The 18,212-nt window shown below is 68.2% G+C and carries 19 protein-coding genes; 8 read left to right on the top strand and 11 right to left on the bottom strand.

Annotated elements, in window-relative coordinates:
- The first annotated feature begins 155 nt into the window (after nt 1-155).
- Nucleotides 156-1,505 carry a glutamyl-tRNA reductase gene (locus AC1DBD_RS10310; RefSeq protein WP_476892206.1) on the top strand — a complete coding sequence of 450 codons (1,350 nt, stop codon included), beginning with the start codon at nt 156-158 and terminating at the stop codon, nt 1,503-1,505.
- Between the two features lie 75 nt (nt 1,506-1,580).
- Here the strand turns inward: AC1DBD_RS10310 and AC1DBD_RS10305 are convergent, their stop codons facing one another.
- Complete coding sequence (locus AC1DBD_RS10305; protein ID WP_476925283.1) at nt 1,581-2,594, bottom strand: SDR family NAD(P)-dependent oxidoreductase; 1,014 nt, start codon at nt 2,592-2,594, stop codon at nt 1,581-1,583.
- Between the two features lie 69 nt (nt 2,595-2,663).
- Nucleotides 2,664-3,875: a molybdopterin-synthase adenylyltransferase MoeB gene (moeB, locus tag AC1DBD_RS10300; RefSeq protein ID WP_476925284.1), complete on the bottom strand. Its 1,212-nt coding sequence runs from the start codon at nt 3,873-3,875 to the stop codon at nt 2,664-2,666.
- A 6-nt stretch (nt 3,876-3,881) separates the two neighbouring features.
- On the opposite strand from moeB, the gene AC1DBD_RS10295 reads away from it, so the two are divergent.
- From AC1DBD_RS10295 to AC1DBD_RS10285, 3 genes are all read left to right on the top strand, one after another.
- Nucleotides 3,882-4,628 carry a TetR/AcrR family transcriptional regulator gene (locus AC1DBD_RS10295; RefSeq protein ID WP_476982047.1) on the top strand — a complete coding sequence of 249 codons (747 nt, stop codon included), beginning with the start codon at nt 3,882-3,884 and terminating at the stop codon, nt 4,626-4,628.
- A gap of 105 nt (nt 4,629-4,733) precedes the next feature.
- Entirely contained in the window at nt 4,734-4,958 is a 225-nt protein-coding gene (locus tag AC1DBD_RS10290) for a DUF3107 domain-containing protein (protein ID WP_441417201.1), read from the top strand.
- Nucleotides 4,959-5,023: 65 nt separating this feature from the next.
- Nucleotides 5,024-5,326: a hypothetical protein gene (locus AC1DBD_RS10285; RefSeq protein WP_476982046.1), complete on the top strand. Its 303-nt coding sequence runs from the start codon at nt 5,024-5,026 to the stop codon at nt 5,324-5,326.
- A 78-nt stretch (nt 5,327-5,404) separates the two neighbouring features.
- Here the strand turns inward: AC1DBD_RS10285 and AC1DBD_RS10280 are convergent, their stop codons facing one another.
- From AC1DBD_RS10280 to thiO, 8 genes are all read right to left on the bottom strand, one after another.
- Nucleotides 5,405-5,797, bottom strand: a complete 393-nt coding sequence (locus AC1DBD_RS10280; RefSeq protein WP_441417199.1) for a VOC family protein — start codon at nt 5,795-5,797, stop codon at nt 5,405-5,407.
- A gap of 5 nt (nt 5,798-5,802) precedes the next feature.
- The gene (locus AC1DBD_RS10275) at nt 5,803-7,098 is read right to left on the bottom strand and encodes an RNA polymerase sigma factor (RefSeq protein ID WP_476892203.1); all 1,296 of its coding nucleotides are present in this window, start codon (nt 7,096-7,098) and stop codon (nt 5,803-5,805) included.
- 53 nt (nt 7,099-7,151) lie between these two features.
- Complete coding sequence (locus AC1DBD_RS10270; protein ID WP_441417842.1) at nt 7,152-7,478, bottom strand: YciI family protein; 327 nt, start codon at nt 7,476-7,478, stop codon at nt 7,152-7,154.
- A 183-nt stretch (nt 7,479-7,661) separates the two neighbouring features.
- Nucleotides 7,662-9,356, bottom strand: a complete 1,695-nt coding sequence (mctP, locus tag AC1DBD_RS10265; RefSeq protein ID WP_441417197.1) for a monocarboxylate uptake permease MctP — start codon at nt 9,354-9,356, stop codon at nt 7,662-7,664.
- Nucleotides 9,353-9,634 carry a DUF3311 domain-containing protein gene (locus AC1DBD_RS10260; protein ID WP_441417196.1) on the bottom strand — a complete coding sequence of 94 codons (282 nt, stop codon included), beginning with the start codon at nt 9,632-9,634 and terminating at the stop codon, nt 9,353-9,355. Before AC1DBD_RS10260 ends, mctP begins: the two co-directional genes overlap by 4 nt.
- Before the next feature lie 187 nt (nt 9,635-9,821).
- The gene (locus AC1DBD_RS10255) at nt 9,822-10,631 is read right to left on the bottom strand and encodes a thiazole synthase (RefSeq protein WP_476982045.1); all 810 of its coding nucleotides are present in this window, start codon (nt 10,629-10,631) and stop codon (nt 9,822-9,824) included.
- Nucleotides 10,632-10,636: 5 nt separating this feature from the next.
- On the bottom strand, nt 10,637-10,873 hold the full coding sequence (thiS, locus tag AC1DBD_RS10250; protein ID WP_441417194.1) for a sulfur carrier protein ThiS: 237 nt from the start codon (nt 10,871-10,873) through the stop codon (nt 10,637-10,639).
- On the bottom strand, nt 10,870-12,165 hold the full coding sequence (gene thiO, locus AC1DBD_RS10245; RefSeq protein ID WP_476982044.1) for a glycine oxidase ThiO: 1,296 nt from the start codon (nt 12,163-12,165) through the stop codon (nt 10,870-10,872). The genes thiS and thiO overlap by 4 nt, the downstream gene beginning before the upstream one ends.
- 138 nt (nt 12,166-12,303) lie before the next feature.
- Between thiO and thiE the strand changes: the two genes are divergently transcribed.
- Nucleotides 12,304-13,032 carry a thiamine phosphate synthase gene (gene thiE / locus AC1DBD_RS10240; protein WP_441417192.1) on the top strand — a complete coding sequence of 243 codons (729 nt, stop codon included), beginning with the start codon at nt 12,304-12,306 and terminating at the stop codon, nt 13,030-13,032.
- Here thiE and AC1DBD_RS10235 read toward each other — a convergent pair.
- The gene (locus tag AC1DBD_RS10235) at nt 13,029-13,700 is read right to left on the bottom strand and encodes a ferritin-like fold-containing protein (protein ID WP_476982043.1); all 672 of its coding nucleotides are present in this window, start codon (nt 13,698-13,700) and stop codon (nt 13,029-13,031) included. The two genes, thiE and AC1DBD_RS10235, sit on opposite strands and share 4 nt — an antisense overlap.
- Before the next feature lie 40 nt (nt 13,701-13,740).
- On the opposite strand from AC1DBD_RS10235, the gene AC1DBD_RS10230 reads away from it, so the two are divergent.
- The 3 genes from AC1DBD_RS10230 (at nt 13,741) to AC1DBD_RS10220 (ending at nt 18,197) form a co-directional block, all read left to right on the top strand.
- Entirely contained in the window at nt 13,741-15,246 is a 1,506-nt protein-coding gene (locus tag AC1DBD_RS10230; RefSeq protein ID WP_441417190.1) for an RNB domain-containing ribonuclease, read from the top strand.
- Nucleotides 15,247-15,564: 318 nt separating this feature from the next.
- A complete protein-coding gene (locus AC1DBD_RS10225; protein WP_476908520.1) occupies nt 15,565-17,307 on the top strand; it encodes a DEAD/DEAH box helicase in 1,743 nt (580 codons plus the stop codon).
- Nucleotides 17,308-17,315: 8 nt separating this feature from the next.
- Nucleotides 17,316-18,197 carry a DNA-methyltransferase gene (locus AC1DBD_RS10220; protein WP_441417188.1) on the top strand — a complete coding sequence of 294 codons (882 nt, stop codon included), beginning with the start codon at nt 17,316-17,318 and terminating at the stop codon, nt 18,195-18,197.
- The last annotated feature ends 15 nt before the right edge of the window (nt 18,198-18,212 follow it).

Genomic DNA, 18,212 nt, shown 5'->3' with positions numbered 1-18,212 from the left:
TTTGATTGTGCCGAAAATCGGCTCCAAAAGATAACGACAACCTGTCACGGCAGCCGCTGCAGGCGCCGCCGTGGCGGGAATCACAACCCCGGGTGGGCAGTCCCACGCCCGGTAGTTGTTCTACACGGACGCGAAAAAGCTATGATTGTCGTGCTGTGGTTCTTTTCTCATTGGTGGCTACACACGCCGACATCGATCTGGAGACCGTTGCTCAACTGAGCACCGGCGCTTCCGGGCTTGCCACATCCGCCCTCGCCGGATCGCCGGCCGTGGCGGGTGCCGTTGTCCTTGCCACCTGCAACCGCTTCGAAATCTACGGCGAAGCGCCGCACCCGGACGACGTCGAGGCGGCCCGCGCCGCGCTGGTCTCCGAGATCAGCGGTGCCAGCGGACTCAACGAACAGCTCGTCTCCCGGTCCTTTAATACCCGCACCGGCCCGGACGTCAGCCGCCACCTGTTCGCGGTCAGTTCCGGACTGGATTCCGCCGTCGTCGGGGAACGGGAGATCGCAGGCCAGGTCCGGCGCGCCCTGATCACCGCGCAGCACGAAGGCACCGCGAGCTCCGGTCTCGTGCGGCTGTTCCAGGCCGCTTCCAAGACCGCCAAGGACGTCGGTGCGCAGACGGCCCTCGGCTCGCGCGGACTGTCGATCGTCTCCGTCGCTCTGGACCTCGCGACCGACCTCTCCGAGAACCCCGACTGGTCCACCAAGAAGGCCGTCGTCTTCGGCACCGGCGCCTACGCGGGCGCAACCATGTCCCTGCTCCGCGAACGCGGCTGCACCGACATCTCCGTCTTCTCCTCCTCCGGCCGCGCCGCCGGCTTCGTCGCCACCCGCGGCGGCACCGCCCTGGACAGCGCTTCCCTGCCGGACGCAGTCGCGGCCGCCGACGTGATGATCGGCTGCAGCGGCTCCGACAACCGCGTCGAGGCCCCCGAACTGGCCCGGATCCGCTCGGCGTCGCCGCAGCCGCTGATCGCGATCGATCTGGCCCTCACCCACGATTTCGACCCCGCCGTCGCCGAACTCGACGGCGTCGAGCTGCTCACGCTTGAGTCCGTCCGGCTGGCCGCCCCGCAGGAGCAGGCGGAGTCCCTGAACCAGGCCAGCGGCATCGTCGACGGCGCCGCCACCGCCTTTGAGCAGGAGCGCGAGGCGCGCTCGGTTGATTCGGCCATCGTCGCCCTGCGCCGCCACACGATGGACGTGCTCGACGCCGAAATGGAAAAGGTGCGCGCCCGCCACGGCTGCACCGCCGCGGCCGAGGAAGTCGAGTTTGCCCTGCGCCGGATGGTCAAGCAGCTGTTGCACGTGCCCACCGTCCGTGCCCGGGAACTCGCTGCGAACGGCCAGCAGGACGACTATGTGGCCGGCCTCGAGGCCGTCTACGGCATCACGGTTGAACAGCCTGCGGCACGGCGCCCCGCTTCCGGCACCGAGGCCGAGTGCCCGGTCGACCACAGCGCGTTTCCCGCCGCCGACGGCCAGCGGGAAACGGCCTAATAACGTTCAGCGCCTTGCCCGGCGGTATTTCCGTCCGGCCGCCAGTCCGGTCAGTCCGGCCGGCCAGTCAGGCGCCTAGTCCGTTTGCGCGGCGAAGGCGTTGACGCCCGTCAGCTCGGCGGACAGCTGCCACAGCCTCTCGGCGTCCGCCCGGTCCACGGCGTGGGCGTCGACTCCCCTGACCCGTGCTTCCGGGGTTCCCGGCACCGTCGGCTCGGCAATGTCGCAGTCCTCGCAGTAGACGCCGCCCTCGCCGGCAAGCAGCGGCGAGGTGGCCGCCCAGACCGAGGTCGCGGCCCCCTGGGCAGGCGTCTTGAACCGTTCGTTGAGGTTGCCCTCCGCGTCCATCCAGCCCGAGGCGATCATCTCTTCCCGGGGCAGGTGCCGCTGCAACTCGGTCATGATGCCTCCCGGGTGCACGGCGAAGGCCCTGACGCCGGCATGTTTCCCGAGCGCGTCCAGCTGCACCGCGAACAGCGCATTCGCGGTCTTCGCCTGACCGTAGGCCTTCCACTTGTCGTAGCCTGAGTCGAAATTGATGTCATCGAACCGGATGGGCGACAGCTTGTGGCCGGTGGAGGACAGTGCCACCACCCGCGCCCCCTCCCCCGCGGAGAGCGCGGGCCAAAGCAGGTTGGTGAGCGCGAAGTGGCCCAGGTGGTTCGTGGCGAACTGGGATTCCCACCCCGGGCCGACGCGCTGCTCCGGGCTGGCCATGATGGCGGCGTTGTTGATCAGGATGTCCAGGCTGCCGCCGTCGCCGAGGAAATCGGAGGCAAGGAAACCGGCCGCGAACTCCCTCACGCTGGACAGTTCGGCCAGGTCCAGCCCGGCCACGCGGACGCCGTCGAGGCCGGCCTCGGCCAGGACCTTGCGGGCATGGTCGGGGCGCCGCGCCGGAACCATCACCCGGGCCCCGGCGGACGATAGCGCCCGCACCGTCTCCAGGCCGAGCCCGGAATAGCCGCCGGTGACGACGGCGGTCTTCCCGCTCAGGTCCACGCCCGCAATGACCTCCGCCGCCGTCGAACGCGGGCCGAAACCCGAGCCGATCTTGTGCTGCGGGGTCAGGCTGGTGTCTTCGCTCATGGCAGTGCCTCTCGGGTAGGGGCCCGGCGGTCCGGGGACAAGGTGTTCAGGGCAAGGTGTTCAAAAACGTCAGTAGACCGGTTTTCCCGGTTCCACCTCGCGCACCCAGGCGAGGATCCCGCCCTCCAGGTGGCTGACCCGTTCGTAGCCGGCTGCCCGGGCGGCGGCGAGCACGGCCGCGGAGCGTGTCCCGCCCTTGCAGTGGAACACAATGTCCGTGTCCTGCGGCAGCTCGGCCCACGCGTCGCCGGCCAGGATCCTGCCTTGCGGGATCAGCGTGGCGCCGTCGATGCGGACGATGTCGAATTCGCCGCTCTCGCGCACGTCCACGAGCTGGAAATCCTTCAGGCCGGCCTTGCGCGACGCGAGCATGGTGGCGAGCTGGGTGGCGGTGACGGTGTGTTCGGTTCCGGCGTCCGCGGCGGGGGCGATCCCGCAGAAGGCCTCGTAGTCGGTGAGCTCGGTGACGCGCGGGGCTCCGGGGTCCCGGGAGACTTTGATTTCGCGCCAGCTGCCGCCGAGGGCGTCGAACAGCGCGACCCGGCCCAGCAGGGAACGCCCGACGCCGGTGATGAGCTTGACCGCCTCGGTCACCATGAGCGAGCCGACCGCGGCGCACAGCATGCCGAACACGCCGCCTTCCCCGCAGGAGGGCACCGAGCCGGCGGGCGGCGCTTCGGGGTACAGGTCCCGGTACGTCGGGCCGTGCTGCTCCCAGAAGACGCTGACCTGTCCGTCGAAGCGGAAGATCGAGCCCCACACGTAGGGCTTTCCGAGGATGGCGGCGGCATCGTTGACCAGGTAGCGGGTGGCGAAGTTGTCGGCGCCGTCGACGATCAGGTCGTAATCGGCGAAGAGCTCCAGAGCGTTGGAGGCATCCAGCCGGACGTTGTGCAGCCGGACATCGACCAGGGGGTTCAGCGCTGCGATCGCGTCGCGGGCGGACTCGGTCTTGGGCCGGCCGACGTCGGCCACGCCGTGGATCACCTGGCGTTGGAGGTTGCTGAGGTCCACGTCGTCGTCGTCGATAATGCCCAGGGTTCCCACCCCGGCGGCGGCCAGGTAGAGCAGCGCGGGCGAGCCGAGGCCGCCGGCGCCGATCACCAGGACCCTGGCGTTCTTTAACCGGCGCTGTCCGAGCGTACCGATCTCGGGAATGATCAGGTGGCGGGAGTAGCGCTCCACCTCGTCCGGCGTCAGCGCGTCCGCAGGTTCGACCAGCGGTCCGGGCGCCGGCGGCGGGGTTGCGGGGGTTCCGTTTGGGGTCAACTGGGAAGCCATACTTCAATGTATGCCCGAAGATGCCGCCAGGTCATATTACCCCCGCGTAAAGTGGAGCTAACAGCGAAGGAAAGAAGGCCGATAGTGGTTCATCAGGCACCGGTTGAGCGGGGACATACCGGAAAGTCGTCGGCGGCCCAGGCGCGGAGCGGGACACAGCGCTCGGCGCGGCTGCCGCGCGATGAACGGCGGGCCCAGCTGCTCGCCGCCGCGCAGGAGGTCTTCGTCGCCAACGGCTACCATGGCGCCGCCATGGACGAAATCGCCGAGACAGCGCACGTGAGCAAGCCCGTGCTGTACCAGCACTTCCCGTCCAAGCGCGAGCTGTACCTGGCCCTGCTGGACAGCCACCTGTCGGCGCTCACGGAACTGCTGCTCGGTGCGCTGAACTCCACGACGGACAACGACGAGCGCGTCCAGGCCGTCATGCGGGCCTATTTCCATTTCATCGCCAACGATGACCAGGCCCACCGGCTGGTCTTCGAATCCGATCTGGTCAACGACCAAGATGTGAGCGCGCGGCTGGAAACGTTCAACAAGACTTTCGCGGACGCGATCGCGAAAGTCATCGCCGAGGACACCAAACTGCCGCTGCTGGAAGCCCAGCTCCTGGGCCGCGGACTGTCCGGAATGGCGCAGGTCAGTGCCCGGTACTGGCTGGAAACCGACGGTAACCTGGACATCGATGTGGCCAGTGACCTGATTTACCGTTTAGCTTGGCGCGGAATCTCCCGCTTTCCCAAAGAGTCCTAGACTACAAATAGAGAACACCTCGTGGAGGAAACTCGCAGAGAACGCCTCGCAGAGAAACCCTCGCAGAGAAAATTTGAACACTTTGATTGGCTGGGAGGCCTTGCTGTGGAAGTAAAGATCGGCATTCAGAACATCGGCCGCGAAATTGCCCTCGAATCCAACCAGGACGCGGACGCGGTGGCGAAGCTTGTGGAAGAGGCCATTTCCAAGGGCACCGAACTCCGCCTGACCGATGAGAAGGGCCGCCAGATCATCATCCCGGCGAACGTCCTGGGCTACGTGGAAATCGGCGCCGAAGAGGTCCGCCGGGTCGGCTTCGGCGCCCTCTAGGCAACGCCCCGGATCCCCCTACCGTTCAACCCGTCCCTCAACCCGCAGTTCCCAAAGGAGTCTGAATGCTGTCCCTGATTGTGGTGGCCATGGTCGCCGTGGCCGCGGGTTTTTTGGTCTGGGCGAACGACAAGCGGCACGCCAAGTACGGCATCACTGTCCCGGCCGGTATCGCCCTGGGCGTGGCGATGCTGAGCTGGATCATCTTCATGGCGGCCGGCTTCGGGTACCAGCCGGGCCTGACCTGGATTCCGTGGGTCCTGCCCCTACTGCTGGGCTCGGCGGCGGCGGTCGGCGCGGTGCTGTACCTCGGCAAGTCCCGGACCCGGCTGGACACGGCCCGGATGACCGCCATCCTGCGCATCTAGCGGACAGCTGAAGTCGCAAAGCGCTGTGGCCACTCCCCCTCGGGTGAGTGGCCGCAGTGCCTTAACCGGCTGAAGCCCTCAGCGCCGGGAAGCTTCCTTCACTTCCGGGTCCGTGGTTTCCTGAAGGACCCAGCGGTTGCCGTCCGGGTCGCTGAAGTAGGCGAAGGCTATCCCGCCGATGTCCTGGACTTCACTGATCTCGGCTCCGCGTCCCAGAAGTTCGGCGCGGGTGCCGGCCATGTCCGGGACCACCAACTGCAGTCCTTCCAGGCTTCCGGGGGCCATGGCGGTCATTCCGGTGCCGATGACGATTGAGGCGGCGGAGCCGGGCGGCGTGAGCTGGACGACCCGCATGCCTGGAATGTATTCGACGTCGTGGTCCAGTACGAAACCCAGCTTCTCCGTGTAGAACAACTTGGCCGCGTCCACGTCGGTGACCGGCACTTGTACGACTTCCAGACGCATCTCCATGCGCATCACAGTACTCCCGATACTTCCGGGCGGGTCTCCGCCAGGCGTTTGCTGAGGTAGCGGCGCTCGGCCTCAGACGGTGCGAGCTCCCGGGCACGCCGGTATTCCTGGCTGGCCTCCGGCATTCTGCCAAGGCGCCGCAGGAGGTCCGCCTTCGCGGCAGGCAGGAGGTAGTACCCCTCCAGTGACCGGGCATCCTCCAGCCGGTCGATGAGCGCCAGCCCGGCGTCCGGCCCTTGGGACATCGCGACGGCGACGGCACGGTTGAGTTCGACGACCGGTGACGGTGCCAGCCGCGCAAGACGGTCGTACAGCATTGCCACGCGGCCGAAGTCGGTGCTGCCAAAATCGCGGGCGGTCATATGGCACGCGGCGATGGCTGCCTGGATCCGGTAGCTGCCGGGCCGGACGCCGAGTGAAATGCCGGCGCGGTCGGCGGCCGCCAGGAGCGCCACCGCTTCCGCAGTCGCTGCCCGGTCCCATCGTTCGCGGTCCTGGTCCTCCAGCGTCACCAGGTCCCCGGCCGCGTCCGTACGTGCGTGCCGGCGGCCGTGCTGGAGGAGCATCAGCGCCAGCAGGCCCAGCGCTTCGGGTTCCTGCGGTGACCCTTTGAGCAGGCCAATCAGCAGCCGGTCGAGACGGATCGCCTCCCGGGCAAGGGGCTCGCGGATCAGTGTGTTGGCGCCGGTGGCCGCATACCCTTCATTGAACATGAGGTAGAGGACTGCCAGGATCCCGGCCGTGCGTTCCGCTATTAATTCTGGCGGCGGCACCCGGTAGGGGATCCCGGCGTCGCGGATTTTGGCGCGGGCACGGACCAGCCGTTTGGACATGGTTGACTCCGAGACGAGGAACGCGCGAGCGATCTCGCTGGTCGTCAGGCCAGCCACGGTGCGCAAGGTCAGGGCGACCCGCGCCTCAAGCGGAAGGGCGGGATGGCAACAGGTGTAGATCAGGCGCAGCCGGTCGTCGCCGTCCACGGGATCCCCGGGAGCATCCTCCGCCAGCTCTTCGAGCCTGGCCAGGACCGAGAGCTCCCGCACCGCCTTCTTCTCGCTCGCTGCGCTCCGCAAGCAGTCAATAGCCCTGTTCTTGGCAACGGTCGTCAGCCAGGCCGCCGGGTTTCCGGGGATGCCGCGCTGGGGCCAGTCGACGAGGGCACGCGCGAACGCGTCCTGGACACAGTCCTCGGCCAGGCTCCAGTCGCCGGTGATGCGGATGAGGGTGGCCGTGATCCGTGCTGCCGCCTCGGCGGAAGCACCCCCGAGGGCCGCCCGCACCTCCGCCGCGTCCGCTGCCATCTGATCCCCCTTTTCGCCCTCCCGCGCTGAGGCGCCGATTGCTGTAACGAGTGCTATAAACCGAGCGGCCACACGGGCCTGATCTCGATCTTGCCGAATTTTGCCATCGGATGCTTGGACGCCACCTCGATCGCCTCGTCAAGATCGGTGCAGGCGATGATGTCATAGCCCGCGATCCATTCCTTTGTCTCGGCAAACGGGCCGTCCGCGACGACCACCTCCCCCGCCCGCACCGTCACGGTGGTCGCGTCCTCGACAGGTCGCAGCCTGTCGCCGTGGCGCGCGATGCCTCGCGCTTCTATCTCCGCCGCCCATTCCTCGATGTTGTCCTCGGCCGGCACATATTCCGGCGCAGTCGGATCGGTGCAGATGAACAGCATGTAGTCCACGGTGACTCCTTCTAGTAGGTCGATACGTCAATACGACGAAGGAGCTGCCGGCAAAAGGACACCCGGTGGAAAAATTCCTGGTCGGCCGGCCAGCCACCTCCAACCGGAGTCTATGGCCCGTGAACGCCCGCGGGCGGTCAATCGCCGATCCATGGTCACCACGGATAAAGGGCTTCAGTACGTCGGGCCCCCTGGTTCGGCGAGCGGGTGTTCGCGCTGGAGCTGGGCCACCTTCGGATCGTTCTCGTCTGCGCCGTAGTCCGAGGAGCGGGTGATGTCCTTGCCGTCGGGGACTTTCATTGCCCGGAAAACCAGGGACAGCACAGCTGCGACGACGAGGTTAATCACGAACGCCACAACGGCGATGTAGACCTGGATATCGGTGCCGGGGATGGCCGAGATGGACCCGCCAAAGTGGGCTTTCGTGACGGGATTGACGACGTTATACGCCGCGATCGTGCCATAGGCGATGCCGGCCGCCCAACCGAGGAACAGCGCCCACCGGTGGAACCAACGGGTATAGAGTCCAGCCACGATGGCAGGGAAGGTCTGCAGGATCCAGATGCCGCCAAGTAGTTGCATGTTGATGGCCGCGGACTGGTCCATGGCGATCACGAAGACCAGCGCGCCGAACTTCACCACCAGGGAGGCGATCTTGGAAACGCTGGCTTCCTGCCGGGGCGTGGCGTCCGGCTTGATCAGGTCCCGGTAAATGTTTCGGGTGAACAGGTTGGCCGCGGCGATGGACATGATGGCGGCCGGGACCAGCGCCCCGATGGCGATGGCGGCGAGCGCAATGCCGGCAAACCAGGCCGGGAACTGATCCAGAAACAACTGCGGCACCACCAGTTGCGGATTGACGGCGCCGTTCAGGTCGGTGGGCTTGGTGCCGGCGAAAATGGCCGCGTAGCCCAGGAGTGCCAGGAAGCCCAGCATCAAGGAGTACAGCGGCAGCACCGCAGCGTTCCGGCGGATGGTGTTCCGGCTTTTGGTCGCCAGGACGCCCGTGATCGAGTGCGGATACATGAACAGGGCCAGCGCGGAACCAAGCGCCAGGGTCCAATACGCGGAGTAGCTGGACGCCCCCGGGATGAACGCGCCCGCCGGTTTGCCCGTCGCCGGATTGACCGCTCCCAGCTTCGCCTCGGCGGAGTCGAAAATGGTACCCCACCCGCCGAACTTGATAGGCAGGTAGATCACCGCCACGATCACGGCCAGATAGATCAGCAGGTCCTTCACGACGGCGATCAGGGCAGGAGCGCGCAGGCCCGAGGTATAGGTATACGCGGCCAGAACCACGAACGCGATGATGAGCGGCAGGTCGGTCAGCAGCGCGTTCTCAGCACTGCCCAGGCCGAGCACAGTGAGTACGGCCTTGATGCCCACGAGTTGCAGGGCAATGTAGGGCATGGTGGCGACGATGCCGGTGGCGGCGACCGCAACGGTAAGGGCCCTGCTGCCATACCGGCCGCCAACAAAGTCCGCCGGCGTGACGAAACCGTGGCGGTGCGAGACGGACCACAGCCTGCTCATCAGCAAAAACACGATCGGATAGAGCACGATTGTGTACGGCACCGCGAAGAAGCCGCTCACGGCTCCGGTGGCCCACATCGCCGCCGGGACCGCCACGAAAGTGTAAGCCGTGTAAAGATCCCCGCCGAGCAGGAACCAGGTCACCCAGGTACCAAAGCCCCGGCCGCCCAGTCCCCATTCGTCGAGGCTATGCAGCCCTGTCGTTTCTTCCCGCCTCCACCGCGCGGCAAAGAAGCCGAGGACCGCCACCAGGACGAAGAGGATGATCACAATAGTGAGGGCTATGCCGTTGACCGGCCGGTCCGGTGCCGCCAGCGGCACGACCGCCCCGTTCACCGCTCCTCCCCCGCAGCGGCCGCCCCGCGGACGGATTCACGGCGACGGCGGTCCTCCCTGGTGACCAGCCAGTAGGAGATCCCCACCAAGGCCGCGGTGACCGGGATCCATGCCATCTGATACCAGTAGAAATACGGGATACCCGCCAGCCGCGGTTCGTCGAAGGCGTACGCGGGCACAACCAACGGAACCACAATGGCGACGAGCAACAGGATTCCGGACACTACATAGGGACCCGGCTTGGCCGGCCCCCGCGTTGGCACATCAGGACTGGACATGGACGCCTCCTCACCGAGACGGGCCCCCGGAGCGGGAAGGCTTCCCGGGACGTGCCGGCGGCCTGCGGACCGTGCAGTGCAGCGGTCGTTACCCAACAGGATAGACACTGGATTTAAATCTTAAACAGTGCCTTTAGCCACCGATTGGCGAGGCGAACGGGCCCGGACGGAAGCGCCGCCGGGGCCGCTACAGGAACTCGGCGCGTCCTTCCATCGCGGACGACGCGAGGGCGTGCTCGCGGCGCGGGATCCGGCCGGCCCGCCGCGCCAGCCGGCCGGCGATGACGGCGTGCCGGAACGCCTCCCCCATCAGCGCCGGGTCCTGGGCCCGGGTCACGGCGGTAGCGAGCAGCACTGCGTCGCAGCCCAGTTCCATCGCGAGCGCGGCGTCGGAGGCGGTGCCAATTCCTGCGTCGAGCACCACCGGCACCGAGGCACGGGAGACGATGAGTTCAATGTTGTGCGGATTCAAGATGCCCAGGCCGGTGCCGATCGGGGCGCCCAGCGGCATCACGGCCGTGGCGCCGAGGTTCTCCAGCCGGAGGGCCAGGACCGGGTCGTCATTCGTGTAAGCGAAGACCTTGAAGCCGCGCGCCACCAGCTGTTCGGTTGCCTCCACCAGTTCCAAGGCGTCGGGCAGCAGGGTGTGCTCATCCGCGATCACCTCGAGCTTCACCCAGTCCGTCTCCAGCGCTTCGCGGGCCAGTTCGGCCGTGAGGACGGCGTCACGGGCGGTGAAGCATCCGGCGGTGTTGGGCAGTACCCGGATGTTGTGGTCCGCCAGCATCTGGAACAACGAGCCGCTCTCGGCCGGAGAGTAGCGACGCATGGCCACCGTCGTGAGTTCCGTTCCGGAGGCCGCCAGCGCGGCACCGAGGCCGTCCAGGCTGGGGGCACCGCCGGTGCCCATGATCAGGCGAGAGCCCAATTCCACCCCGTCAACCGTCAGCGGGTCCCGGCGCCCCTGCTGCGTTTCCTGCATTGCTGTTGCTTCCATGCCCTCTATCCTCCCTGTACTGCCGTAACGAGTTCGACGTCGTCGCCCTCGGCGAGCGCGGTCGCGTGCCACTGGCTGCGCGGCACCACCTCGGCGTTGCGGGCGACGGCGACGCCCAGTTTCCGGCCGTCCGTGGCCCGGCCGTCGGCGGCCAGCGTCCGGCCGGTCACCCCGCTGACCAAGGCGCTGATTGTGGCGCCGTCGGCGAGGGCGTGCTGCGCTCCGTTGAGCCTGATATTCATGCTGTCGTCCTGTCTTTCGCTGGAGCGTCCGCGGGTGAAGCGTCCCGCTCGGATGAGCCGGGGGCTGGAGAAACCGGGCGGCGGCTGGAGAAGCGGTCCGGGCGGAAGCCCGCCCAGCGCGGATCCGGCTCTCCGTCCAGCAGCGCCCGGCAGATGGCGGCGGCCGCCGGGGTGAGCAGGACCCCGTGCCGGAAGAACCCGGTGGCAATGATGAGTCCCTCGACGTCCTGTCCGGATCCAGCGCTGGCCACGCGCCCTAGGAGCGGGGCGTTGTCCGGGGTCCCGGGCCGTGCCCGCGCCGTGGCCTCGAGCAGTTCCAGCTCGGCAACGGCCGGGACCAGCTGCTGGGCATCACGCAGAAGCTGGTACACGCCGCCGGCAGAGACGGCGCCAGCCTCGGAGGGCGCATCCTCCCGCTGGGTTGCGCCGATCACGACCGTGCCGTCCTCCCGCGGGACGATGTAGACCGGAACCCCGCGGACCAGGCCCCGCACGGTCGAGCGCAGCAGTGGCCGGAGCCGTGCCGGGACCCGGAGCCGCAGGATGTCCCCGTAAACCGGACGCAGCGGCAGGGACAATCCCCCGGGCAGGCCATGCAGTTCCGCCGCGGCCAGGCCGTTGGCTACGACCGTCTCGCCGGCGCGGAGCTCTCCGCCGCCCTCGAAACGGATGCCGGCGACGCGGCCGCCCCGCCAGAGCAGCCCGGCCGCGCGGCGGGGCACGGCCGTGAACCGGCTGTCGGCAGCCAGCAGTGAACCAATCCTGGCCAACAACCGGCGCGGATCCACCTGGTGGTCGGCCGGGATGTCGAAGGCGCAGGAGATACCGGGGCTGAGCAACGGTTCGCGGCTGCGTGCTTCACGGACGGTCAGCGGCTCCACGGCCAGGCCGCAGGCCTGCTGCGCGGCCCGCAGGTCGGCGAGCGCCCGGCGGTCGGCCGCGTCCGCGCCGACGGCGAGGGTCGGCGTCGTGAGATATCCAGTACCGCCGCCGTCAGTGCTGCCGCCGGCCAGGCCGGCGGCGAACTCCGGCCACAGCCCTGAGGCTTCCAGCATCAGGGCCAGGAGCTCCTCCTCCTGGTAGTGGAGTTCACTCACGGGCGCCAGCATGCCGGCGGCAGCCCAGCTGGCGCCGGTGCCGGGGGCGTCGTCGACCAGCGCGACGGTACGGCCCGAACGGCGGGCCTCCCAGGCGATGCCGTGGCCGATCACTCCCCCGCCGATCACGATGACGTCGTAATAATCCGAGGATGGGCCCGGTGGTGTGGCGGGCGGTGCGACGGATACGTCCATGGGGTTCCTTCCCTACGCCGGTACTAGCCGGATCAGGTCAAGCGGTCGGCTCTGACGCCCTCTCAGCCCGTCGGCCGTCTGGCGGCCCGCGCGGGCTCCCGCGGTATGCGCCCAGTTTAGAGGAACTAGGCTTGGGGCATGAGCCAGGATGTCCACACCACCGCCCGCCTGTACCTGTGCACCGATGCCCGGAAGGAGCGCGGTGACTTCGAGGACTTCGTTGACGCTGCCTTTTCCGGCGGCGTCGACATCATCCAGTTGCGGGACAAGTCGCTGGAGGCGGCCGAGGAGCTTGAGCTGCTGGAGGTCCTGCACTCCGTGGCGCGGCGGCACGGCCGGCTCTGGGCGGTAAACGACCGTGCCGACCTGGCCTCACTGGCAGGGGCGCCGGTGTTCCACATTGGGCAAAAGGACATCCCGTTCGCCGCGGCACGGGATTTCCTGGGCAAGGGCACCGTGATCGGCATGTCCACGCACACGCCGGAACAGGTGGATGCGGCCATCGCGGCGTCCCCGGGCCGGGGCGGGCTGGACTACTTCTGCGTGGGCCCGGTCTGGGCCACCCCCACCAAGCCGGGCCGCGCCGCCGTCGGGCTGGACCTGGTGCGCTACGCCGCCGCGGCGATCGGCCGGGCCGAGGCCGCCGACGTCGGGAAAGTCGCCGGGGTGGTGCCGTGGTTCGCGATCGGCGGCATCGACCTGGGCAACGTGGCGCAGGTGGTCGACGCCGGAGCCAGAAGGATTGTGGTGGTCCGGGCGATTACCGAGGCCGCTGATCCTGCCGGGGCCGCGCGTGCCCTGCTCGCCGCGCTCGACGCCGGGGCGGACGCCGACGCCGACGTCCACAGCGGCGCCGCGGACAACTAGCCGGCTAGTCCCAGCTCTGACATCCGACGGGAATGGGCGGCGGCAAGCTCGGCGGTCAGGGCGCGGGCGAGTTCACCGGCCCGGTCATCGTCCGTGCCGGTCAGGCCGCCGAGGAAGGCGTGCTCCACGCTGACCCGCTGGGCCTGGGTAAGCGCTTCGCCGAGCAACCGCCGAGCCCACAGGGCCAGCCGGGACGCCAGCCGCGGATCGTCGGCGAGCGCGGCCTTGAGCCGGTCCCGCAGCACCACCGTCGCGTCCCCGGCCGCCTGGACCAGTTCGATCAGCCCGGCCGTCCCGGCGTCGACATAGCCCGAAATGGACCGGTAAAAGTCCGCGGAGACCGTGTCGATCACGTAGGCCTTCATGAGCGACTCGTGCCAGTCGGCGGGGCGGGTGCGCTCATGGAAGTGGTCCACCGAAGGCTGGAACGGCAGCATGGCCTCCTCCGCGTCAATGCCCATCTCCGCCAGCTTCGCGCAGACCAGTTCAAAATGCTGGAACTCGATGACGGCGAGGCCGCCCAGCACCGCCCGGTCGTGCAGGGTGGGCGAATACCGGGCGTCGGAGGAGAGCCGTTCGAAGGCCGAGAGCTCCCCGTAGGCCATCACGCCCAGCAGGTCCCGGAGGAAACGGTTGTAGCGGGCGGGCTCGGCCGGGGAGGTGCTCATGCTTCAAGACTAGTAGCGGAAATCGGGCTAACCTGATTCCGTGTCTCATCATCGCCTGACTCCGAGCGTCCGCCAGCAGAAGAACCAGCTTGCCCAGGCGCTCAACGCACTGCGCACCGTCCTGGAGCTGCCCGGGCCGTTTCCGGAAGCCGTGCTCCGGGACGCCGAGGCGGCCGTCGCCTCCCACGAGCTGCCGGAACTGGATTTGACTCACGTGGAGTTCGTGACCATCGACCCGGCGTCCTCGACGGACCTGGACCAGGCCTTGTTCATTGACCGCGCCGGCGACGGGTACAGGGTTTTCTACGCGATCGCCGACGTCCCGTCCTTCGTCGCCCCCGGCGGCGCGCTCGACGCCGAGACCCGGCGCCGCGGCCAGACGTTCTACACTCCGGACGGCCGAATCCCCCTGCACCCCGAGGTCATCAGCGAAGCGGCCGGCAGCCTGCTGGCGGGCCAGCTCTGCGCGGCCTTCGTCTGGGAGTTCGAGCTCGACGCCGCCGCCGAGGTCTCCTCCGTGCTGGTCCGCCGGGCACAGGTCCGCAGCCGGGCCAAGCTCAGCTACCAAGGTGTGCAGGCCGAACTCGACGGCGGTACCGCGGACCCCGTTCTGCAGTTGCTCAAGGAAGTCGGCAGCAAGCGGGTGGAACTGGAGCGCCTGCGCGGCGGGGCCAGCCTGAACATGCCGGAGCAGGAGATCGAGCAGCTGCCCGACGGCGGCTACCGGATCGTCGCGGCGCCGCCGCTGCCGGTGGAGGACTGGAACGCCCAGATTTCGCTGATGACCGGCATGGCCGCAGCGGAGCTCATGCTGCAGGGCAAGGTCGGCATCCTGCGGACCATGCCCGCCCCGGATGAGAGCTCGCTGCGGCACTTCCGGCGCCAGACCGGCGCACTCGGCAAGCCCTGGGACGGCCGGATCAGCTACGGCGAATACCTGCGCACTCTGGACCCCACCGACCCGCGCCAGCTTGCCATCGTGCACTCGGCCGGGATGCTCTTCCGCGGCGCCGGCTACACCCACTTCGACGGCGCCGTCCCGGAGGACGCCATCCAGTCCGCTATCGGCGCGGCGTATGCCCACTCCACCGCCCCGCTGCGGCGCCTGATCGACCGCTTCGTCCTGGTCATCTGCGAGGCCCTGTCCAACGGCGCCGAGGTTCCGGGCTGGGCCCGCGAAGCCCTCCCGTCGCTGCCGGCCATCATGGCGGCTTCGGACCAACTGGCCGCCAAGCTGGAGCGGCTGTCGCTGGACACCGTGGAGGCGGCCCTGCTGAGCAACCACATCGGGCAGGAGTTCGACGCCGTCGTGATCTCGGGCTCAAAGCCCGCTAAGAACGGCGGCACGAACGGAAACGGTAAGGGCAGCAACGGGAACGGGAAGAGCAACGGGAACGGCAATGGCCCGTCCGGGATCGTGCAGATCGCCGAGCCCGCGGTGACCGCACGGTGCCCCGGCGAGCTGGAACCCGGCACCCAGGTCCGGGTGCGGGTCGTATCCTCGGACATCGCCACGCGGGAGGTCCGGCTCGAACTCGTGGGCTGATGTTACGCCCGGCTTGCGCCCCGCAGCCGTGCCACTGGCGCGCCGCACCGCGGGCCCCGGTCGAGGTTCCGAACGGCGAACAGCTAGACTGGAAGGGTAGTAATGGATGCCCGGTCGTTGATTTCCATGTTTTTCGAATTCAACAAGCCCGCCCCTACGCGATCTTGAGACACACCCGCTGGTCCCAGTGCCAGCATTTAGATAGCCCGCGATCGGCTTCCACTGGACTTGCTTGCGCTCCTGAGCGTGCTCCGGAACGGCCCTCGGCCGGCCCCGTTGAGCAAGCAGCGCAGCCCAAATGAATAAGGAAACTCCCCTGTGAGTGAATTGCACACGCACCAGCTTCTTACCGACGAGTCCGGCACGGAATCGATCGAGCCGGAAGAGACCATCATTTCGGACGAAACCCCGCACGAAATCGCGGAAAAGTCCTTCGCCGACTACAACGTCCGCGCCGACATTGTTGAATCCCTTGCCGACGCCGGAATCACCCACCCGTTCCCGATCCAGGCCATGACGCTGCCGGTCGCACTGAGCGGCCACGACATCATCGGCCAGGCCAAAACCGGCACGGGCAAGACCCTCGGCTTCGGCATCCCGGCCCTGCAGCGCGTCATCGGACGCGACGACGCGGGCTTCGCCGACCTCCCGGCCCCCGGCGCACCGCAGGCCCTCGTGATCGTGCCGACCCGTGAGCTCGCGGTGCAGGTCGCCGGCGACCTGCAGAACGCTGCCCGCAAACGCAACGCCCGCATCACCACGATCTACGGCGGCCGTGCTTACGAGCCGCAGGTCGAGTCGCTGCAGCAGGGCGTCGAGATCGTCGTCGGCACCCCCGGGCGCCTGATCGACCTCTACAAGCAGAAGCACCTCGTCCTCAAGAACGTCAAGATGGTCATCCTCGACGAGGCCGACGAGATGCTGGACCTCGGCTTCCTGCCGGACGTCGAGACCCTCATCGCAGGTACCCCGGCCGTTCGCCAGACGCTGCTGTTCTCCGCCACGATGCCCGGCCCGGTCGTCGCGATGGCGCGCCGCTACATGACCAAGCCCACCCACATCCGCGCCGCGGATCCCGAGGATGAGGGCCTCACCAAGCGCGACATCCGCCAGCTGATCTACCGTGCCCACAGCATGGACAAGATCGAGGTGGTGGCTCGCATCCTGCAGGCCCGCGGACGAGGCCGGACCATCATCTTCACCAAGACCAAGCGCACCGCCGCCAAGGTCGCCGAGGAGCTCGTGGACCGCGGCTTCGCTGCGGCCGCCATCCACGGCGACCTCGGCCAGGGCGCCCGTGAGCAGGCGCTGCGCGCCTTCCGCAACAACAAGGTGGACGTTCTCGTCGCCACTGACGTCGCCGCGCGCGGCATTGATGTCGACGACGTCACGCACGTGATCAACTACCAGTGCGTCGAAGACGAGAAGATCTACCTGCACCGCGTCGGCCGCACCGGCCGCGCCGGCAACAAGGGCACCGCCGTGACCTTCGTCGACTGGGACGACATGCCGCGCTGGGGCCTGATCAACAAGGCCCTCGGCCTGAGCGTGCCCGAACCGGTGGAGACCTACTCCTCCTCGCCGCACCTGTTCGAGGAGCTGGACATCCCGGAGGGCACCAAGGGCCGCCTCCCCCGCGACAAGCGGGTGCTCGCCGGCGTCGACGCCGAAGTCCTCGAGGACCTCGGCGAGACCGGCAAGAAGAACGCCCGTCCCGGCACACGCGACGGTGCACGCGACGGCGGCCGCTCAGGCTCCCGCGAGGGTGGACGCGACGCCGGCCGCTCAGGCTCCCGCGAGGGCGGACGCGACAATGGCCGCTCAGGCTCCCGCGAAGGCGGCCGTGACGCCGGACGCTCCGGTGAGCGCCGTCGTCGTTCGCCCGAAAAGGAGACCGCCACGGGACCCGCCGAGGCAAGCGCCCCGGCAACGGCGAGCGCTCCGACCGAGGTCGACCGGGCTACCCGCGCGCGCCGCCGGACCCGCACCCGCCGCCGCAACGGCGAAGTGGTGGCCGGCGAGGCACAGGGCGGCGCCCCGGCACGCAGCGCCGAGGCCTAATCCCCTACATGACTGACACCGTCTGGGCGCCGGACGGCAGCAACCTGGTGGTTCACGCGGATAACGCGGAATACCTCCCGACGCTGCCGGACGGCGCCTTCACACTCATTTACGTGGATCCGCCCTTCAACACTGGCCGGGTCCAGCGGCGCCAGGAAACCAAAATGGTGCTCAACACCGGCGGCGAGGGCGACCGCGTCGGCTTCAAGGGCCGCTCCTACGACACCATCAAGGGCGCGCTGCACAGCTATGACGACGCCTTCAGCGACTACTGGTCCTTCTTGGAGCCCCGGCTGGTCGAAGCCTGGCGGCTGCTCGCCGACGACGGCACCCTGTACCTGCACCTCGACTACCGCGAGGTGCACTACGCCAAGGTCATGCTGGATGCGATCTTCGGCCGCGAGTGCTTCCTCAACGAGATCATCTGGGCGTACGACTACGGCGCCCGGGCCAAGTTCCGCTGGCCGACCAAACACGACAACATCCTCGTGTACGTGAAGAACCCGGCGAAATACCACTTCGACAGCGCCGAGGTGGACCGGGAGCCGTACATGGCACCCGGACTCGTCACGCCGGCCAAGCGCGAACTCGGCAAGCTTCCCACCGACGTCTGGTGGCACACGATTGTCTCGCCCACCGGCAAGGAAAAGACCGGTTACCCGACGCAGAAGCCCGAAGGCCTGATCCGGCGGGTGGTCGCGGCCTCCAGCCGCCCCGGGGACTGGTGCCTGGACTTCTTCGCCGGTTCCGGCACGCTCGGCGCTGTGGCGGCCAAGCTGGACCGTCGGTTTGTGTGTGTGGACCAGAACCAGGCGGCCGTGGACGTCATGGCCAAGCGGCTCAGCGCGCACGCGTCGTTCACCGCGCTGCCGGGCTCAGACCCCAACTAGCTCGCATTAGTTGTC

The organism is Arthrobacter sp. 10T419 (genome assembly GCF_056394105.1).
This window is presented reverse-complemented; position numbering and strand designations above follow the sequence as displayed.